Genomic DNA, 16,968 nt, shown 5'->3' with positions numbered 1-16,968 from the left:
ATGGCGGAGACTCTGGTGGACCTGACGGGCAAGTCCTGTCTGGTGACCGGTGCGGCGAGCGGGATCGGGCGGGCGACGGCCACCTTGATGGCGCGGCTCGGGGCCCGGGTGGTCGCCGCCGATGTGGACGCGGTGGGGCTGGCCCATCTTGCCGCCGATCACCACGATGTGCTCTGCGTGGTGGGCGATGTGACGGAGCCTCACGATGTCCGGCGGATGGTTTCGACGGCCGTGGAGCGGAACGGCCGGCTGGATGTCGCGGTGGCCAACGCCGGTGTGCTCCCGCTGTCCGACGTGCTGGAGACCAGCCCGGAGGAGTGGGACCGGGTGATGGCGGTCGACGGCAAGGGCATGTTCCTCACCTGCAAGTACGCGATCGAGGTGATGCAGGCCAACGGCGGCTCGATCGTCTGCCTCTCGTCGATCTCCGGGCTGGCCGGGCAGGCGCGCCAAGCCGCCTACGGCCCGGCCAAGTTCGTCGCCTCCGGACTGACCATGCACCTGGCCGTCGAGTGGGCGCACCGCGGCATCCGGGTGAACGCGGTGGCGCCCGGCACCATCGTCACCGAGCGGGTGCGGGCGCTCAAGGACGAGCCGGGCGGGCCGGAGTACCTGGACCAGATGGCCCGCGCCCATCCGCTCGGACGGCTCGGTGAGCCGGCGGAGGTGGCGCGGGCGATCGCGTTCCTGGCCTCTGATGCGGCCTCGTTCATCACCGGCACGGTGCTGCCGGTGGACGGCGGGTACCTGGCTCGCTGAGCTCCAGGTCAACCGTCCGCCGTCGCACGGCCGTTGTCAGAGGGTGGCGAGGCCGAGGACGGTGGCGGCCACGGCCAGCAGTGCCAGCGCACCCGGGACCGGAGCCCCCTTGCCGTCCTTGGCGCGCAGGTGGGTGGCCACCGCCCCGATGAAGTACAGCACCACGCCGACCGCGGCCGCGACGCCCAGCGCGCGCACCCAGATGCCGGCGATCAACCCGATCGCCCCGGCGAACTCCAGCGCGGCCAGCCGCGGCAGCCAGCTTTCCGGCACGCCGACCTTGGTCATGCCCTCCATGATCTTCGGGTCGCGGACCAGCTTGCCGCGGCCGGAGCCGGCCAGGACCAGGGTGAGCAGGATCGCCACGACGATGTATGCGATGAACACGGTTTCTCCATCAGGGTGTTGGGCAGCCGGCCCGGGGGCGGACGGTTCGGGAGGAGTGGGCCGGCGGTCGGGGACGGGCGGTTCGGGAGGTGGCGGGCCCGCAGGCGGGGCAGGCGGTTCAGGGGACCGGGACGGCCTCGACCACGCTGTTCGGCGACGCGGTCGGCACGATCCGGGTGAGGGTGAAGCCGGCCGCCGCCAGCAGGGTGCGGAACTCCTCGGCGGTGCGCTCCTGACCGCCGCTGAGCACCATCATGTTGAGGTCGAGGATCTTGCTGGGTGAGAAGTCGTCGCCGTCGGGCACCACCGTGTCGACCACCAGCAGCTTGGCGCCCTCGGGCATCGCCCTGCGGGTGGTCTTCAGGATCTCGATGCACGACTGGTCGTCCCAGTCGTGCAGCACCCACTTCATGATGTAGAGGTCGGCGCCCTCGGGGACCTTCTCGAAGAAGTTGCCGGCGACCAGCTCCAGCCGGTCCGCCAGGCCCGCCGCCTCGACCTTGGGGCGGCCGTTGGCGACCGCGTCCGGCAGGTCGAGCACGGTCCCCCGAGCGCCCGGGTGGGCGGTCAGGATGGCGGCGAGGAAGGCGCCCTCGCCGCCGCCGACGTCGACGATGCTGCCGAACGGCGCGAAGTCGTAGGCGGCCAGCACGGCACCGGCCACCATCGCGGTCCCGCCGGTCATCGCCCGGCCGAGGTGGGCGTTGAGTTCCGGGGTGGCCTCGAAGTGCTGCCAGATGCCGCGGCCGACCGCCTTGTCGAAGCCCGGCTCGCCGAGGCGGACGGAGTCCACCAGCCGCCCCCAGGCCGCGTGGTGGGCGTCGCCGAGCTCCAGCTGCACCAGGGAGCCCAGCGAACCGGGCACGTCGGAGCGCACGGTGTCGCCGAGCGGGGTGGTGGCGTAGCGGCCCTGCTCGTCGGTGCGGAACAGGCCGACACCGGTCAGCGCGCGCAGCAGCCGGGACAGCGATCGCGGGTCGCTGCCGGTGAGTTCGGCGAGTTCGGCGGCGGTCTTCGGGCCGGTGGCGACCAGGTCGGGCAGGCCGAGCGAGGTGCCGGCGTAAACCGCCCGGGAAATCCAGTAGTTGGCCACGATGTCGAACATCTGGTCAAACGGCAGGGGCGTGGACGGCGCGGATTCTGCTGGGGTTCCCAAGGTGAGCCTCTCAGTTCAGCTGGGTGTTCGACCGATCTGCGACCGACGGACGGGTCGGTCGGTCCGGCGCCTACCGCTGCCGGATCGCCTGCTCGTAGGAGGCCTGCAGCACGGCGGCCGCGACCTCCAACTCCTCCTCGTCGCGCGGTGCGTAGAACATCACGATGGTGTCCGGGAATTCCGCCCGCCGGGTGATCGGGTGCGGCTCGGTCCAGCCCAGCCGCTCCAGCGTGGCCAGCGCGTCCCGGGGCACGGTCAGGTGCAGGAAGCCGGAGGGGTGCACATGTCCGAACTCGTCCACCGAGGGATGCAGGAAGGCCTCGAAGTCGCGCTGCTGCTGGTGCAGCCGGAAGGCCAGCGAGGACGGCTCGGAGACCCGGCTCGCGGTGGTGAACACCCCTGGCAGTGCCTGCGCCCTAGCGACCAACTGGGCACGGATCCGGGGCGGTGAGAAGTCCTCCAGCTGGTCATGGGGGATCTCCCGACCGGTGGTCGCCGGTCGAACACCACTGCGGGCAGGTAGAACTGACAGATCGACAGTCATGGGGGATCTCCTAGTCGGCAGCACCGAGGCAGCGCACTTCCATTGCGCTGGTTACTTCTTGTGCTCGGTTTGATTCTGCGCGATGCTTCCGCCGTGACAGAAGACAGCACATCGAATTCCGCTACGCACATCGCTGTTCCCTCCCAGGTCGGACCGGATCAGCCGCTCTGCCAACTGCGCGAGGTCCTCGACCGGGTGGGCGACAAGTGGAGCGTGCTGATCATGGCGATCCTCGGCAACGGCCCGCACCGCTACTCGGATCTGCGGCGCGCCATCGACGGCATCTCGCAGCGGATGCTGACGCTGACCCTGCGCAGCCTGGAGCGGGACGGGCTGGTCACCCGGACCGTCACCCCCACCACCCCGCCACGCGTCGACTACGGCCTCACCCCGGTCGGCCAGACCCTCTCCAAGGAGGTGGGCTCGCTGATCAACTGGTCGGAGCAGCACCGGGAGTACATCAGCGTCGCGCGGGCCAGCTACGACTCCGAGTGAGCCGACCGGGGTGGTCGACGGCACGTCAAGCGATATGACGTGCCGTCAGTTTTCGATCACGCGTTGGAAGGCGACGGTGTCGAAGATGTCCTCCATCCGCACGGCCAACCCGTCGCGCAGCGTCCAGGAGTGGACGAACTCCAGCTCCTCGGTGTGCCCGGAGAGCGAGGTGACGTCGCGCACGCCGAAGACCACCACGCGGTCGCCGGACTGCACGAACTCCGTCGGGTGCAGCTTCATCCCGCCCAGCACCGTGGGCACCTTGGCCAAGAAGGCCCGCACGCCGTCGTGCCCGACCTTGGTGCCGCCCAGGCCGTATGTGCTCATGCTCTCCGGGTGGACCCACTCCATGTCCTCGGCCATGGTCCCGAGCAGTGCCGTCACGTCGCGATCGTGGAAGGCCTGGTAGGCGGCCCGGATCAGTTCCAGGTTGTCGGTGTAGCGCATGAGGTGATCTCCCTCCAATGCCGAGCTGTTCAGTGCTTGAGGCGTTCAGTGCTTGAGGCGTTCAGTGCTTGAGGCGTTCAGTGCTTGAGGCGTTCAGTGCTTGAGGTGCTCGGGTACATCAGCTCGACGGTGCGCCGGATGCCCTCGCGCCAGTCGACCTTGCACGGGCCGGTCAGCCGTCGGCGCAGCGTGGGGTCGAACTGGTAGGTCTCCCGGGTCACTTCGCTCGGCACCAGCTTGGCCTCGACGCCGGTGATCTCCTCCAGGTGGTGCAGCATGTCGGTGATGCCGACCGGCTCGTCGCCGCCCCAGTTGGTGAGCACGGCCGGGACCCCGGCGGCCTGCCAGAGCAGCGGGACCTGCTCGATCAGGTCGTCGGTGTGGAGCAGCGAGCACCAGTTCTGCCCCTCGATCGGGACCGGGATCGGCTCGCCGGCCAGCATCCGCTTGAAGTAGACCATCGGCACACCGCCGTAACCGCCGGGCCCGTAGGCGATGTTGAGCCGGGCGATGACGGTCGGCAGGCCGAGGGTCCGGGCGAAGGCCCGCACCGCACCCTCGGTGGCGAGCTTGGCCACCGGATAGACCGGCAGCCACTCGGCGACGCCGTCCACCGGGTCGTCCTCGCGGTAGGCGTGGTCCAGGGTCTGGCGCGCGTACAGGGCGCCGGTGGAGACGTAGAGGAACGCCTCGGCGGTGCGGCAGTGCGTCATCAGCCGGCCGGCGGCGACCGTGTTGACCTCGACGGCGGTGTTGAAGTCGCCGTCCTCGCCGCGCCGCACGGCCGAGTGGATCACATGGGTGAAGTCCTTCGGCAGGCCCTTGAGGCTGCCGGGTGCGGTGTCGTCCATGTCCCACCGGAAGGTGGTGATGCCGTGCCGGCTGAGCTCGGCCTCCGAGCCCGGGGTGCCGAACCGGCCCAGTGCCCACACCTCGTTGTGCTCGGCCAGTGCCTTCGCCACCGGCCCGGCGACCTGCCCGGTGGCCCCGGTGACCAGGATCTTCTTGCCGTCCACGTACTGCCTCTCCTTGAACTTCGGTCGGGGGTCGGGGAGTCGGGTGCCGGTCAGTCGCCCTCGCCGAGCGCGCGGTCCAACTCGGCACGCAGGATGGACTGGAAGGCCGCAACGTGCTGCGGGCCCATCAGCGTGTAGTGCTCGCCGGGCACGTCGATGAACCGGACGCCCTCCCGGGTGTGTTCCTGCCAGCGGCTCAACTCGTTGTTCAGCCAGTCCTCCTTGGTGCCGCGCAGCGGGATCGCGTAGAAGACCGACATCGCGCGCACCGACCCACCGGGCGCGTAGCCGCGCCCCAGGTTGGTGAGGCCGTCGGCGAGCTCGGCCCAGGCGGTGAACTTCTCGACGGTGAGGTCGAGTTCGGCCAGTCGGGCGGGCGGTGCGAGTTCCAGGAGGCGGGCCGCCTGCTTCTCCTTGGCGAGGTGGCGCAGTTCGCCGGGCAGCTCCAGGGACTGCCGCTTGTCGATCAGCGCCAGGAAGAACGCCAGGTTGGCGGCGGTCTCCGCGAAGTCCAGTTCATCCATGCGGTACTTGATGTGCGGCGGCAGGTTGAAGCTGCCGACGAAGTCGACCCGCTCACCCCGGCTCTCCAGCACCTTGGCGATCTCGAAGGCGACCGCCGCGCCGTAGGAGTAGCCGGCCACCGCGTAGGGGCCGTGCGGCTGCTTGGCCCGGATCGCCGTCACGTAGCTGTCGACCATCTCCGTGAAGCTCTCGAACGGCCGCTCCCCCGGGTTGAAGCCGCGGGCCCGCAGCGCGTAGAACGGGCGGTCGCCGACGAAGTACTTGGCGAGGTTGACGAAGACCAGCACCTCGCCGACGCCCGGGTGCACGCAGAACAGCGGCGTCTTGTCGCCCGACTCCTGCATCGGCACCAGCGGGTCGTAGGGGCGCGCCACCTCCCCCTCGCCGAGCCGGGCGGCCAGCGCCCGCACGGTGGGCGCGGTGAGCACCGTGATGATCTGCAGGTCGTCGGCGCCCAGCCGGCGGGCCACCAGGTTGCGCAGCCGCAGGATGTCCAGTGAAGTCCCGCCCAGGTCGAAGAAGTTGGCGGTGGCGCTGACCTTCTCCGGTGCCAGCTCGAACATCTCGGCGTAGATCTCGGCCAGGATCCGTTCGGTCTCGCCCTCGGGTGCGTGGTAGCCGCCGAGCCGGCGCAGCACCAGCTCCGCGGTGGCCTCGAGCACCTCGGCGTAGGCGCCGGCCTCCAACCGCTTGCGCATCAGCGAGCGTTGGATCTTACCGAGACTGGTCTTGGGGAACGCGTCCTCGGGCAGCGGCAGCACCAGCGCGGGCCTGAAGCCCCAGTGCGCCACCACGCCGGAGCGCACCGCGGAGAGCGCCCGGTAGCGGCCGGTCTCGTCGCCGTCGGCAGTCCTCGGGTGGAAGGCGATCACCAGTTGCTCGGTGTCGCTGCCCGCCGCGCGGGTCGGGAAGGCGGCCACATAGGAGCCGGCGACGTCGTCCAACTGCCCCAGCACGGTTTCGATGTCATGGCTGAAGTAGTTGACGCCGTTGACGATGATGCTGTCCTTGCTGCGTCCGACCAGGGTGAGCCGGCCCTCGTCGATCCGGCCCAGGTCGCCACTGCGGAACCAGCCGTCGGCGGTGAACGCCTCCTTGGTGGCGATCTCGTTGTTGTAGTAGCCGGGCGTGATCATGGCGCCGGCCAGCTGGAGTTCGCCGGTCTCGCCCTCCCCGAGCTCGCGGTCGTCCTGGTCGGCCACCCGGATCCTCAGGCCCACGACCGGCAGGCCCAGGTTGGCGAACTCCTGGCCCTGGTCGGCGGTTGGGAAAGCCCGGGAGTAGATGCTGCCGGCACAGGTCTCGGTCATGCCGAAGGCGGGCCAGAGCGCGCCGGGCCGCAAGCCGTGGGCCGCGAAGCGCTCCAGGAAGGTCTCACCGGTGGTGCGCACCACGGCCTCGCCGCCGCTGATGATGTGCCGCAGCCTGGAGAGGTCCACCGGCCCGCGCTCGGTGAGCTGGTCGGCGAGCGGATTGAGCAGCGCCAGCAGGAAGTTGGGGGTGAAGGTCATGGTGACGCCGAGCGCCGAGACGAGCCGCAGGAACTCCAGCGGATCCCCGAGCACGGTGGCCGCCCTCACATGCACCTGGCCGGCGCCGGCGTACAGCGGCAGCAGGTGGCACTCCAGCAGCGCGGCCACATGGTCGAACGAGACCCAGTTCAACGAGACGTCGGCACAGGTCAGTAGGTGGTAGCCGTTCTTGCCGGCCATCGAGGCCAGCAGGTTGGCGTGGGTCAGGATGACGGCCTTGGAGTTTCCGGTGGAGCCGGAGGTGAGCACCAGCATCGCGGGGTCCTCGGGCGCGGCCTCGTGCAGCTCCACGGCGGGCTCGGCGCCGGCGAGTTCGTCCAGCTCGGCCACCACCAGGCCCGCCACCTGCGGCAGTTCGGCCTTCAGCTTGCGGTCGGTGACCAGCAGCGGCCCGTCCAACAGGGTGTTGACGTGCTGCAGTTGGGCGGCCCAGCGCTCCGGGTCCCCACCGAGCGCGGCCATCGGCACCGGGACCAGGCCGCCGAGCACACAGGCCCAGAACGCGGCCAGGAACTCCTCGGGCTGCTCCAGCAGCAGGACCACCTTGTCCTGCGGCCGCAGGCCGCGTCGGCGCAGGCCTCCCAGCACGGTGCGGGCGCGGGTGAGCAGTTCGGGGTAGGTCTGCGGCGGCCGGTCGCGCGCCGCCGCCGAGTTCTCGGGATAGTGCAGGCCGCACTCGGGGTGCTGCTCGGCGGCTCGCAGCAGCAGGTGGGCGATGCTGCTGGGCGCGGAAGCGGCCAGGGACATGTCGTTGCCCTCTCTTCTGGTTCGCGACGAGGTGCACGGACCGGGCTGGTCGGGGCGCCCGGATCCCCACCGCGCGGCGTGGCTGCTCGGCCGGCGGTGGTCTCGGTGTGGCTGCGCGGTGGTCGGGCTGTGCTGGGGAGCGTGATCCCGGGGGCGGTGTCGCTCGCACCGGGCGCTGCTCCAACCCTCATCGCGGCCGGGGCACGGAGCAAGCGCCGCCGGTTCAGGGCTGGGTCAGGTTTCTCAAATCGCCGCAGTCGGATCAGATTTCCGTCAACGCCACGTCAGAGCCGTGTCAAACAGCGCTGGGGCAGGACTTGGGCACGCCGAAAACCGGCGGTGTGCGACTGCGGACCCAGCACACCGCACCCGGGCGGCCCGGGCAAGCTCTTTCCTACGGGAATAAGCACGTCGCGGGGACTGCGGCAGGTTCGCCTGCCGCAGCGGACCACATGGACGACATTATTTCTTCACAAGGTCCGCGATGTGGCCGTACGAGCCATTTGCGGCACCTCGGGAGCTTTTCCGTAACCAACTGACATTGATGTTCCCGGCCATTTGACGCAGTATTGGCCGGCGCCGCCGGATTCCCCTTGGCGCTGGCAGCGGCTGACCAATCCCAAATCGCTTGCCCAGGGCCGCTGGAACCCTCGTTCAACTGCCGGGAAGCCGCGCAGGACAAGCACATTGACTCCCAGGTGCCAGTGGCTAGACTCGCAGCACCGGTTGGTTGGCCGGATTTCAATGAATGGCTGGTGAACTATGCCCGCGGGGGGACTGTGAATCAGCTCACGCACCGCGAATGGAATACCGTGGAGGCATCGTCCCGCGGCACTGCCGTGCCGGCGCTCGCCACCCGCGAGAGCTGGCGGATCCTGGTGGTCGACAGCAATATCCGCTCCGCCGAGTCCCTCATTCTGGGACTGCGCCGACATGGCCACTCGGTGGCGGACGCGGAAACCGGTGGCGCCGCCCTGCAGCGCTACCAGGACGCGGACATGGTGCTGATCGATCTCGACCTGCCCGATTTGGACGGTCTGGAGGTCTGCCGGGCGATCCGACTGACCTCCGACACGCCGATTATCGCCATCACCGCCCGGGGCGACGAAATCGACCGGGTCCTCGGCCTGCAGGCCGGCGCCGACGACTACCTGGTCAAGCCGTACGGTTTCCGCGAGTTGATGGCCCGGATGGAGGCGGTCATGCGCCGCGCCAGGCCGCGCCCCAGGCCCGCCGACGTCATCCTGCACGGACCGCTGCGGATCGACGCCGCTGCCCGCCAGGTGAGCCTGGCCGGCAAGCCGATCGAGGTGACCCGCAAGGAGTTCGACCTCCTCTACGTCCTTGCCTCCAACCCCGACAGCGTGGTGCCCCGCAAACGGCTCATGCAGCAGGTCTGGGGCGACTCGTGGTCGCCGCGCACCGTCGACACCCACGTCAGCAGCCTGCGCGGCAAGCTCGGCGCCAGCGAGTGGATCACCACCGTGCGCGGCGTCGGCTTCCGACTCGGACCCGCCTGCACCCTCAGCCGGCAGTCCGGGGCCTGAGCACCACGGCGAACTGACGGATCGTCAGGACTCCGAGTCGCCGTCCGTAGCGTGCTCGACTGCCCGCTCCGCGGCCCGCACCTCGGCCTCGACCTCCTCGGCCGGGCGGCGCAGCAGCCGCCCGCCGTGGCGCGCGGCGAGCTGGTCGGCGGCGGCCGGGTCGTGCTCGCGCAGTTCGACGATCAGCAGGGCACTGCCCTCGGCCAGGTCCTTGCTGTAGACCAGCAGGCCCTCCGCGCCCTCGTGGAACCGCTTCAGCTCGGCCGCGCCGCCGATGAAGGTGCCGGCCGTCCAACCGAGCAGCACGCCGATCGGACCGCCGAACAGGCCCAGCAGCCCGCCGACCAGACCGGTGGCCACGGTCGGCCCGCCCGCGCCCTTCACCCAGCTCTCGGGCGTGTCCAGCAGCCCCTCGGCCGAGCGGGTCAGCACGGCGGCCTGGTGCGCCCCGGGCAGCTCCTTCGCCTCGCCGAACGCGGCGGTGGCCTCGGCCTGGTCACTGAAGGTGATGAAGAGCATGACGTGGGTCGGCTCGGCCATGGCACGTCCTTCGTCCGTTTTGCGAGGGTTCCTCACGGCACGGTACGACGGCCACCTGACACCGCGCCAGGCGAGGCACTATCCGACACATGAGCCCCAAAGGCCACTCATACCCCACCCGACGCATGAGCCCCAAAGGCCACTCACACCCCACCCGACACGTGAGCACCGATTCGGTTCGCGTCATGGTGCGGTGCGGCTCGGAAGCGGACAATCAGCGCATGTCGCTGCGTGCCGCGCTCGCCCATCCCGTCCGGTACGGCTCGCTGGGCGCGGGCATGCTGCCGGTGCTGGCGTTCCCCGCCCCGGACCAGGAGTGGTTCGCCTGGATCGCGCTGGTGCCCGGGCTGCTGCTGATGCAGCGGGCGCCGCGGGCCCGGGAGGCGGTGGTGCGCGGCTGGTGGTTCGGCGCCGGGTTCGTGCTGGCGGCGATGTACTGGCTGATCCCGAGCATCGGCCCGGGACTGCTGCTGATCGCGGTGCTCTTCGGGGCGCTGCAGGGGGCGGTGGGCCTGGCGGTCTGGTGCCTGCTGCGGCCCCCGCTGACGGTGCGGCGGTCGCTGGCGGCGCTGCTGGTGGTGCCGTCGGTCTGGGTGGTCACCGAGTTCGCCCGCTCCTGGCAGGCGCTCGGCGGCCCCTGGGCGCTGCTCGGCGCGACCCAGTGGCGCCGTCCCACCCAGCTGGCGCTGGCCTCGCTCGGCGGGATCTGGCTGGTCAGCGCGGCGGTGGTGGCGGTCAACACGGCGGTGCTGATCGCCCTGCTCGCCGACCGCACGGTGCTGCGGGCCGGCGCCCTGGCGGCGGGCGTGCTGGTGCTGGCCGCCGGCCCGGTGGCGTTCGCGCTGAACCCGGCCCCGGTCACCGCCCGCACCGCCACCGTGGTGCTGGTCCAACCGGGCCAGACCCTGGACGGCACCGTCCGGCTGGACGCCGCCGGCGCGATCACCCGCGACCTGGCGGACCGCCCCGATCTGGTGGTCTGGGGCGAGTCCAGCATCACCAGCGACCTGTCCCGGGACCCCGTCACGCTGGCCCAGTTGCGGGCGCTGTCGGCCGTCACCGGCAGCGACCTGCTGGTCAACGAGGACGCCCGGAAGACGGACGGCCACATCTCCAAGGACGCCGTGCTGATCGACCAGAACGGCATCCAGGACCGGTACGCCAAGATGCGGCTGGTCCCGTTCGGCGAGTACATCCCGTTCCGGGGCGGGCTCGGCTGGCTGACCAAGATCAGCAGGGCCGCCGACCAGAACCGCACCCCCGGCCACTCGTTCCACCTGTTCCGGCCGGTGGACCGCAGCGGCACCCCGCTGCCCGCCGGGGTGCTGATCTGCTTCGAGTCGGCCTTCCCCGACCTGTCCCGCACCGCCGCGCTGCAGGGCGCCCAGCTGCTGATCTACCAGTCGGCCACCAGCACCTTCCAGGACACCTGGGCCCCGGCGCAGCACGCCGCGCTGGCCGCCGTACGGGCTGCCGAGACCGGCCGCCCGGCGGTGCAGGCGGCGCTGACCGGCGACTCGGTGGCGTTCGACGCCCAGGGCCGGCAGCTGGCCCGGATGGGCACCGGCGGCCGCGGCGCGCTCACCGTGCACCTGGCGCTGCCCGCCGCGACGTACCGCACCTGGTACGACCGGGTGGGCGATGTGGTGCCGTGGACCGCGCTGGCGGTGACGGCGGCCGCCGCCGCGACCGGCCTGTACCGGGCCCGCACCGGGCCGGGGGCCGACCGCCCCGCCCCGGAGTCCGAGGACGCCCCGAGCCCCGCCCGGTAACAGAACCCGGTAGCAGGGATCAGTCCTTCTTCGCCCGGCTCGGCTGCACCCGGGTCGGCTCGCCCGGCGCCTTGGGGTGGTCGGGCGGATAGGGCATCTCGCCGAGCCCCTCCTCGTGCTCCTGGCGGTCCGCCAGGTCGAGCACCGCCTCCAGGCCGAAGGCGTGCTCGTCCAGCTCGGCGTGCGGGTCGCCCACCTCGGCCAGCCGGGCGGGCACCGTGCCCAGCGTGAAGTCGCGCGGCGTCACCTCGTCCAGCTCCGCCCAGTGCAGCGGAGTGGAGACGGTCGCCTCGGGGCGGGCCCGCAGCGAGTAGGCGGAGGCGATGGTGCGGTCCCGGGCCATCTGGTTGTAGTCGACGAAGACCTTCTCGCCCCGCTCCTCCTTCCACCAGGCGGTGGTCACCCGTTCGGGCATCCGCCGCTCCAGCGACCGGCCCAGCGCGATGGCGCAGCGCCGCACCTCGGCGAAGGTCCATTCGGGGCGGATCGGCACGTAGACGTGCAGGCCGCGCCCGCCGGAGGTCTTGGGCCAGCCGCGCAGCCCGTGCTGGTCGAGCACCTCGCGCAGTTGGTGGGCGGCGCGCACCGCGTCGGCGAAGTCGGTGCCGGGCTGCGGGTCGAGGTCCAGGCGCAGTTCGTCGGGGCGGTCGGTGTCGCCGCGGCGGACCGGCCAGGGGTGGAAGGTGAGGCAGCCGAGGTTGGCGGCCCATAGCACGGCGGCGGGTTCGGCGGGGCAGATCTCGTCGGCGGAGCGGCCGCTGGGGAAGGAGATGTGCGCGGTGGGCAGCCATTCGGGCGTGTTCTTGGGCGCCCGCTTCTGGTAGAAGAACTCGCCGTCGACGCCGTCCGGGAACCGCTGCAGCGTGGTGGGCCGGTCGCGCAGCCCGCGCAGCACCGCCGGGGCCACCGCCTGGTAGTAGCGCGCGACGTCCAACTTGGTGTAGCCGGGCCCGGGGTAGTACACCTTGCCCGGATTGGACAGCTTGACCAGTCGCCCCCCGGCTTCCAGTTCCACCGATTCCGCCATACACCCACGCTAGGCCGCCGCGCTGCGCACCGCGCGGGCGTGACGCACCATCACGGGTATGGACCTTCCCGTGCTGCCGCCCGTCGAGCCGATGCTGGCCAAGGCGGTCGCCGCCATCCCCGAGGGCATGCACTACGAGGCCAAGTGGGACGGTTTCCGGGCGATCGTGTTCCGGGACGGTGACGAGGTGGAGGTGGCCAGCCGCACCGGCAAGTCGCTGGCCCGGTACTTCCCGGAGCTGCTGGACGCCTTCCGGGCCGAACTGCCGCCGCGCTGCGTGCTGGACGGCGAGATCGTGCTGGCCCACGACGGGCGGCTGCACTTCGAGGAGCTGCAGGAGCGGATCCATCCGGCGGCGTCCCGGGTGCGCAAGCTGGCCGCCGAGCGCCCGGCGAGCTTCATCGCCTTCGACCTGCTGGCGCTGGACGACACGGCGCTGCTCGCCCAGCCGCTGGCGGCCCGCCGCACCGCGCTGACCGGGGCCCTGGCGCAGGCCGGGCCGTGGGTGCGGCTGGCCCCGGCCACCACCGACCGGGAGCTGGCCGAGGTCTGGTTCACCAGGTTCGAGGGGGCCGGGCTGGACGGCATCGTCGCCAAGCCGCTGGACCAGCCCTACCGGCCCGGGGTGCGTTCGATGTTCAAGATCAAGCACGGCCGGACCGCCGACTGCGTGGTGGCCGGCTGCCGCGAGCACAAGGACGGCCAGGGCGTCGGCTCGCTGCTGCTCGGGCTCTACGACGCGGCGGGGGTGCTGCAGCACGTCGGCGTCTGCGCCTCGTTCACGGCGGCCCGGCGCCGGGAGCTCGCCGAGGAGCTGGCCCCGCTGCGACTGGACGACCCGAGCGGCCATCCGTGGGCGGCCTGGACCGACGAGAGCGCCCACCAGGCCGGCCGGCTGCCCGGCGCGCCGAGCCGGTGGAGCGGTGCCAAGGATGCGCAATGGATCGCGCTCCGCCCTGAGCGGGTCTGCGAGGTCGCGTACGATCACATGGAAGGGACGCGGTTCCGCCACACCACGCGCTTCCAGCGGTGGCGGCCGGACCGGGCCCCGCGCAGCTGCGACTACAGCCAGCTGGAGGAGCCGGTCGGCTACGACCTGGCCGAGCTCCTGCACGACGGACGCTGACACCGGGGGCCACCCCGAAAGGACAGCAGGTGAGGGCGATGATCCTCTCACGCCAGGAAGCACGCGAGAGCCGGCGGATCGAGGCCCGGCTGACCGCCGAGGATCCGGTGCTGGCCCGACGGTTCGACCAGTGGCGGCGCAGCCGTGAGCGGGTCGCCGAGGCCGCCGCGCTGGCGGCCGGCCAGGATCTGGACCAGGGGGCCGCGACCCGGCTGCGCCGGCTCTGGCGCGAGGTGCTGCGCGGCCGGATCCCGCTGCCCTAGCGATGCCCGGCAGAGGCCTGCGATGCGTCCCGCGAACCACTCGATCGGCCGCCACGAGCCGCCCGCCGGACCGGCCGGTTTGGCACCATCGAGTCAGGGGCTACGCGGGGCCGAGAGGTGAAGGCGGATGTCCACCGACGCGATCGTGCTGCTGAAGCAGGAGCACAAGGAGCTGCTGCGGCTGTTCAAGGCCTACCGTGCGGCGGACTCCGGCGACCCGGCGGTCCGCGCCGACCTGGCCCAGCACATCGTGCACGACCTCACCATCCACTCCTACCTGGTGGACGAGGTGCTCCACCCGATGGTGGCCGCGCTGCTGAGCGATCCGTCCCATCCCGCGCTGCAGGGCTTCCAGGACCACCAGGCGATCGACCGGCTCTGCGAGGAGGTCGCCCAGCGCGGCCCCACCGACCCCGGCTTCGAGAGCGGCATGGCGGCGCTGCTGAGCGCCGCGGTGCAGCAGATGGAGCGCGAGGAGCGGGACTGGTTCCCGCAGCTGCGCGCCGCACTGCCCCGCAAGGTCCTCCAGGAGATCGGCCTGCGGCTGCTGGCGGTGCGGGAGACCGCGCCACGCCACCCGCCGGGGCCGGTTTCCGGCGCCGCCCAGGGGGCACCGGGATAGCGGGGGGCGACTTCGTCAGACGACCGACCTGGTCAGACGGCATCAAGGACCACAGCACCGAGTCCGACAGCAGCGGAGGCACCCGCCATGCGATTGACCGCCACCCCGAACGGCGCCGTCGAGGGCGTCGCCGCGAGCGCCTTGTCCGCCGAGCGCCTGCTGCACGAGCTGGAGCAGCTGCACCGCACTCGGCACGAGACCTTCCTGTACGGCTCGGACGATGCGCTGCGCCGGCACACCGAGCGCACCACCGAGCTGGAGGCCGAGTACCTGCGGCGCTTCCCGGTCCGGATGGTGACCGCGTCCCGGACCCGCTCCGGTGCCCGCGCCAGGGAGACCGCCGCCCGGATCGAGGCGACACCGAGCTGACCCCGACCGCCGAGCTGACCCCGACCTGAGGACCCGAGGACCCGAGGACCGCCGATGACCGATGACCGCGCTCCGCACTCCGCCGCCGAGGTGCTGCGGCTCTACGACGAGGCGACGGCCTCGTTCGGCCGCCGGGTGGCGGGGGTGGCCCGCAACCAGTGGGCGGCGCCCACGGCGTACCACGGCTGGTCGGTGGGCCGGCTGGTCGGCGCGCTGACCGCCGAGCAGGCCCGGGTGCCCGCGCTGCTCGCCGGCGCCGGCCCGGAGCTGCCGGCCGAGCGGGCCGCCGCGCCGGAGCCCACCGAGCCCACCGCGACGGCGGCCGCCGACTGGGTGCGGGCCGCCGAGGCCGCCCGCACCGCCCTCGCCGCCCCGCATGCGCTGGCCCGCACCGTGCGGACGGCCGACGGCGAGCGGCCCGCGGTGGCGTACTGCGCCCGGCTGATCACGGAACTGACCGTGCACACCTGGGACTTGGCGCATGCCACCTGCCAGGATCCGCATCTGGCCCCGGAGTTGGTGGAGTTCGCACTGCGCGAGAGCGGCGCGCTGCCGCTCGCGGCCGGTGATCCGCAGGCCCGGCTGCTCGGCCTGTGCGGACGGCACCCCGCCCCCCTGTCGGCCCTCGACCCGGAGGTCACCGGCTGAGCCGAGGCCCGCCCTGCAGTGTCACAGGCCTTTCGCGCCCCGGTCAGCTGCGGGCGCCGCGCACCTCCAGGCCGGCCAGCAGCTCGGCGGTGGCCGCCGCGATCGCGGCCACCGCCTGCTCGAAGACCAGCCGGTTGTGCGCGGCCGGCGCGCGGAACCCGGACACCTTGCGGACGTACTGCAGGGCGGCGGCGTGGATGTCCTCCTCGGTGACCTCGGGCATCACGGGAGGGCGCAGGGTCTTGATGCTTCGGCACATGCTTTCAGTCTGGCACCGGGCACCGACATCACGTGGTGTAGCCGGAGTTCAGCTCCACATAACCGGCGGTGAGGTCGCAGCCGTAGACGGTGAAGGCGGCGTCCGCGAGGCCCAGGTCGATGCCGATCACCACCTCGTCGTTGCCCAGGTAGGCGCGGGCGGCGGCCAGTTGCACGTCGTCGGGCTCGGTGGGGAACATCTCCAGGTCGCCGTAGTGGATGGTGGTCCGGGCCGGGTCCAGGTCGGGGTCGTCGTCGAGCTTGCCGATCGCCATCGCGACCCGGCCCCAGTTGGGGTCGGCGCCGTGCACCGAGGTCTTCACCAGCGGGGAGTTGACCACCGACTTGCCGACCCGCTTGGCCTGCGCGGTGTCCCGGGCGCCGGTGACCCGCACCTCGATCAGCTTGCCGGCGCCCTCGCCGTCCGAGGCGATGTCGCGGACCAGCGCCAGGGCGGCCTGGTGGAGCACCCGCTCGAACTCCGCGAGGTCCACCGGTCCGGCCAGGCCGTTGGCGAAGACGGCGGCGGTGTCGCTGGTGGAGGTGTCGGTGTCGATGCTGAGCGCGTTGAAGGTGGTGTCCATGACGCGGCGGAAGACGGCGTCCAGTTCGGCGGGGACGATCTCGGCGTCGGTGAAGAAGAAGGTCAGCAGCGTGGCCATATTGGGCTCGATCATCCCGACGCCCTTGGCGATGCCGACCAACACCGCGTCGCCGCAGGTCAGTCGGATCGACTTGGGGCGGGTGTCGGTGGTCATGATGGCGGCGGCCGCGGCCTGGAAGTCGGCGGGCGGCAGCGGCTGCGGCAGTGCGGCGATGCCGGCCCGGATCGACTCCATCGGGTAGGGGCGTCCGATCACCCCGGTGGAGCCGATCACCAACTGCTCCGGCGCCACCCCGACCCGCGCGGCGACCAGCCGCCGCACTTCTTCGGCGTGCGCGGCGCCCTCCTTGCCGGTGGCCACATTGGCGTTGCGCGAGATCACCACCATGCCCCGGGCGTCCTGGCGGGCCGCGTCGGCCCGGCTGAGCAGCACGCTCGGTCCGGCGAACCGCGATTTGGTGAAGACGGCCGCGGAGGCGGCGGGCACCGCGGAGACCACCACGGCGAAGTCGTCGGCCACGTCCTTGAGACCCATGTTGGCCGTGTGGGCGAGAAAGCCCTGCGGCAGCGGCTGGTCCATGAAA

The 16,968-nt window shown here is 71.8% G+C and carries 19 protein-coding genes; 9 read left to right on the top strand and 10 right to left on the bottom strand.

Going from position 1 to position 16,968, the window contains the following annotated elements; translation table 11 throughout:
* On the top strand, positions 1-759 hold the full coding sequence (locus E6W39_RS35865; protein ID WP_141637006.1) for an SDR family NAD(P)-dependent oxidoreductase: 759 nt from the start codon (positions 1-3) through the stop codon (positions 757-759).
* A 36-nt stretch (positions 760-795) separates the two neighbouring features.
* On the opposite strand, the gene E6W39_RS35860 is transcribed toward E6W39_RS35865, so the two are convergent.
* The 3 genes from E6W39_RS35860 to E6W39_RS35850 form a co-directional block, all read right to left on the bottom strand.
* The gene (locus E6W39_RS35860; protein ID WP_141637005.1) at positions 796-1,146 is read right to left on the bottom strand and encodes a DoxX family protein; all 351 of its coding nucleotides are present in this window, start codon (positions 1,144-1,146) and stop codon (positions 796-798) included.
* Between the two features lie 118 nt (positions 1,147-1,264).
* On the bottom strand, positions 1,265-2,251 hold the full coding sequence (locus E6W39_RS35855) for a methyltransferase (RefSeq protein WP_141637004.1): 987 nt from the start codon (positions 2,249-2,251) through the stop codon (positions 1,265-1,267).
* A 121-nt stretch (positions 2,252-2,372) separates the two neighbouring features.
* A complete protein-coding gene (locus tag E6W39_RS35850; protein ID WP_141637003.1) occupies positions 2,373-2,846 on the bottom strand; it encodes a luciferase domain-containing protein in 474 nt (157 codons plus the stop codon).
* Positions 2,847-2,939: 93 nt separating this feature from the next.
* Between E6W39_RS35850 and E6W39_RS35845 the strand changes: the two genes are divergently transcribed.
* A complete protein-coding gene (locus E6W39_RS35845) occupies positions 2,940-3,341 on the top strand; it encodes a winged helix-turn-helix transcriptional regulator (protein WP_141637002.1) in 402 nt (133 codons plus the stop codon).
* Between the two features lie 45 nt (positions 3,342-3,386).
* On the opposite strand, the gene E6W39_RS35840 is transcribed toward E6W39_RS35845, so the two are convergent.
* The 3 genes from E6W39_RS35840 to E6W39_RS35830 form a co-directional block, all read right to left on the bottom strand.
* Complete coding sequence (locus tag E6W39_RS35840; RefSeq protein WP_141637001.1) at positions 3,387-3,788, bottom strand: nuclear transport factor 2 family protein; 402 nt, start codon at positions 3,786-3,788, stop codon at positions 3,387-3,389.
* A gap of 77 nt (positions 3,789-3,865) precedes the next feature.
* Positions 3,866-4,804, bottom strand: coding sequence for an NAD-dependent epimerase/dehydratase family protein (locus E6W39_RS35835; protein ID WP_141637000.1), 939 nt, complete (start codon positions 4,802-4,804; stop codon positions 3,866-3,868).
* Positions 4,805-4,854: 50 nt separating this feature from the next.
* Entirely contained in the window at positions 4,855-7,608 is a 2,754-nt protein-coding gene (locus E6W39_RS35830; protein ID WP_141636999.1) for a non-ribosomal peptide synthetase, read from the bottom strand.
* Between the two features lie 812 nt (positions 7,609-8,420).
* Between E6W39_RS35830 and E6W39_RS35825 the strand changes: the two genes are divergently transcribed.
* Positions 8,421-9,155, top strand: coding sequence for a response regulator transcription factor (locus E6W39_RS35825; protein WP_181799597.1), 735 nt, complete (start codon positions 8,421-8,423; stop codon positions 9,153-9,155).
* 24 nt (positions 9,156-9,179) lie between these two features.
* Here the strand turns inward: E6W39_RS35825 and E6W39_RS35820 are convergent, their stop codons facing one another.
* Positions 9,180-9,695 carry a histidine kinase gene (locus E6W39_RS35820; RefSeq protein ID WP_141636997.1) on the bottom strand — a complete coding sequence of 172 codons (516 nt, stop codon included), beginning with the start codon at positions 9,693-9,695 and terminating at the stop codon, positions 9,180-9,182.
* Positions 9,696-9,916: 221 nt separating this feature from the next.
* Here E6W39_RS35820 and lnt point away from each other — a divergent pair, with 221 nt between their 5' ends.
* Positions 9,917-11,467, top strand: a complete 1,551-nt coding sequence (gene lnt / locus E6W39_RS35815) for an apolipoprotein N-acyltransferase (protein ID WP_181799596.1) — start codon at positions 9,917-9,919, stop codon at positions 11,465-11,467.
* A gap of 19 nt (positions 11,468-11,486) precedes the next feature.
* Here the strand turns inward: lnt and ligD are convergent, their stop codons facing one another.
* Positions 11,487-12,494, bottom strand: a complete 1,008-nt coding sequence (gene ligD / locus E6W39_RS35810; protein WP_181799595.1) for a non-homologous end-joining DNA ligase — start codon at positions 12,492-12,494, stop codon at positions 11,487-11,489.
* Positions 12,495-12,552: 58 nt separating this feature from the next.
* On the opposite strand from ligD, the gene E6W39_RS35805 reads away from it, so the two are divergent.
* From E6W39_RS35805 to E6W39_RS35785, 5 genes are all read left to right on the top strand, one after another.
* Complete coding sequence (locus E6W39_RS35805) at positions 12,553-13,620, top strand: ATP-dependent DNA ligase (protein ID WP_141636995.1); 1,068 nt, start codon at positions 12,553-12,555, stop codon at positions 13,618-13,620.
* A 38-nt stretch (positions 13,621-13,658) separates the two neighbouring features.
* Positions 13,659-13,883, top strand: a complete 225-nt coding sequence (locus E6W39_RS35800; protein ID WP_141636994.1) for a DUF3040 domain-containing protein — start codon at positions 13,659-13,661, stop codon at positions 13,881-13,883.
* 127 nt (positions 13,884-14,010) lie between these two features.
* On the top strand, positions 14,011-14,505 hold the full coding sequence (locus tag E6W39_RS35795; protein WP_141636993.1) for a hemerythrin domain-containing protein: 495 nt from the start codon (positions 14,011-14,013) through the stop codon (positions 14,503-14,505).
* An 87-nt stretch (positions 14,506-14,592) separates the two neighbouring features.
* Positions 14,593-14,874 (top strand): DUF6158 family protein, encoded by a 282-nt coding sequence (locus tag E6W39_RS35790; RefSeq protein ID WP_220140312.1) that lies wholly within the window; start codon positions 14,593-14,595, stop codon positions 14,872-14,874.
* Positions 14,875-14,928: 54 nt separating this feature from the next.
* The gene (locus E6W39_RS35785) at positions 14,929-15,522 is read left to right on the top strand and encodes a maleylpyruvate isomerase family mycothiol-dependent enzyme (RefSeq protein ID WP_141636992.1); all 594 of its coding nucleotides are present in this window, start codon (positions 14,929-14,931) and stop codon (positions 15,520-15,522) included.
* A 43-nt stretch (positions 15,523-15,565) separates the two neighbouring features.
* On the opposite strand, the gene E6W39_RS35780 is transcribed toward E6W39_RS35785, so the two are convergent.
* Together E6W39_RS35780 and argJ are read right to left on the bottom strand one after the other, a co-directional pair.
* Entirely contained in the window at positions 15,566-15,781 is a 216-nt protein-coding gene (locus E6W39_RS35780) for a DUF2277 family protein (RefSeq protein WP_141636991.1), read from the bottom strand.
* Between the two features lie 28 nt (positions 15,782-15,809).
* Positions 15,810-16,964, bottom strand: a complete 1,155-nt coding sequence (gene argJ / locus E6W39_RS35775) for a bifunctional glutamate N-acetyltransferase/amino-acid acetyltransferase ArgJ (RefSeq protein WP_141636990.1) — start codon at positions 16,962-16,964, stop codon at positions 15,810-15,812.
* Positions 16,965-16,968: the final 4 nt, after the last annotated feature.

The organism is Kitasatospora acidiphila, assembly GCF_006636205.1.
Classification (GTDB): Bacteria; Actinomycetota; Actinomycetes; order Streptomycetales; family Streptomycetaceae; genus Kitasatospora; species Kitasatospora acidiphila.
This window is presented reverse-complemented; position numbering and strand designations above follow the sequence as displayed.

Bases quoted from the DNA above. Each gene is read 5' to 3' on its own strand.
- E6W39_RS35785 (WP_141636992.1), top strand. From the start codon at position 14,929: ATGACCGATGACCGCGCTCCGCACTCCGCCGCCGAGGTGCTGCGGCTC.
- E6W39_RS35855 (WP_141637004.1), bottom strand. From the start codon at position 2,251: ATGTTCGACATCGTGGCCAACTACTGGATTTCCCGGGCGGTTTACGCC.
- E6W39_RS35820 (WP_141636997.1), bottom strand. From the start codon at position 9,695: ATGGCCGAGCCGACCCACGTCATGCTCTTCATCACCTTCAGTGACCAG.
- E6W39_RS35830 (WP_141636999.1), bottom strand. From the start codon at position 7,608: ATGTCCCTGGCCGCTTCCGCGCCCAGCAGCATCGCCCACCTGCTGCTG.
- E6W39_RS35790 (WP_220140312.1), top strand. From the start codon at position 14,593: ATGCGATTGACCGCCACCCCGAACGGCGCCGTCGAGGGCGTCGCCGCG.
- E6W39_RS35840 (WP_141637001.1), bottom strand. From the start codon at position 3,788: ATGCGCTACACCGACAACCTGGAACTGATCCGGGCCGCCTACCAGGCC.
- argJ (WP_141636990.1), bottom strand. From the start codon at position 16,964: ATGGACCAGCCGCTGCCGCAGGGCTTTCTCGCCCACACGGCCAACATG.
- E6W39_RS35780 (WP_141636991.1), bottom strand. From the start codon at position 15,781: ATGTGCCGAAGCATCAAGACCCTGCGCCCTCCCGTGATGCCCGAGGTC.
- E6W39_RS35850 (WP_141637003.1), bottom strand. From the start codon at position 2,846: ATGACTGTCGATCTGTCAGTTCTACCTGCCCGCAGTGGTGTTCGACCG.
- E6W39_RS35795 (WP_141636993.1), top strand. From the start codon at position 14,011: ATGTCCACCGACGCGATCGTGCTGCTGAAGCAGGAGCACAAGGAGCTG.
- lnt (WP_181799596.1), top strand. From the start codon at position 9,917: ATGTCGCTGCGTGCCGCGCTCGCCCATCCCGTCCGGTACGGCTCGCTG.
- ligD (WP_181799595.1), bottom strand. From the start codon at position 12,494: ATGGCGGAATCGGTGGAACTGGAAGCCGGGGGGCGACTGGTCAAGCTG.
- E6W39_RS35800 (WP_141636994.1), top strand. From the start codon at position 13,659: ATGATCCTCTCACGCCAGGAAGCACGCGAGAGCCGGCGGATCGAGGCC.
- E6W39_RS35805 (WP_141636995.1), top strand. From the start codon at position 12,553: ATGGACCTTCCCGTGCTGCCGCCCGTCGAGCCGATGCTGGCCAAGGCG.
- E6W39_RS35865 (WP_141637006.1), top strand. From the start codon at position 1: ATGGCGGAGACTCTGGTGGACCTGACGGGCAAGTCCTGTCTGGTGACC.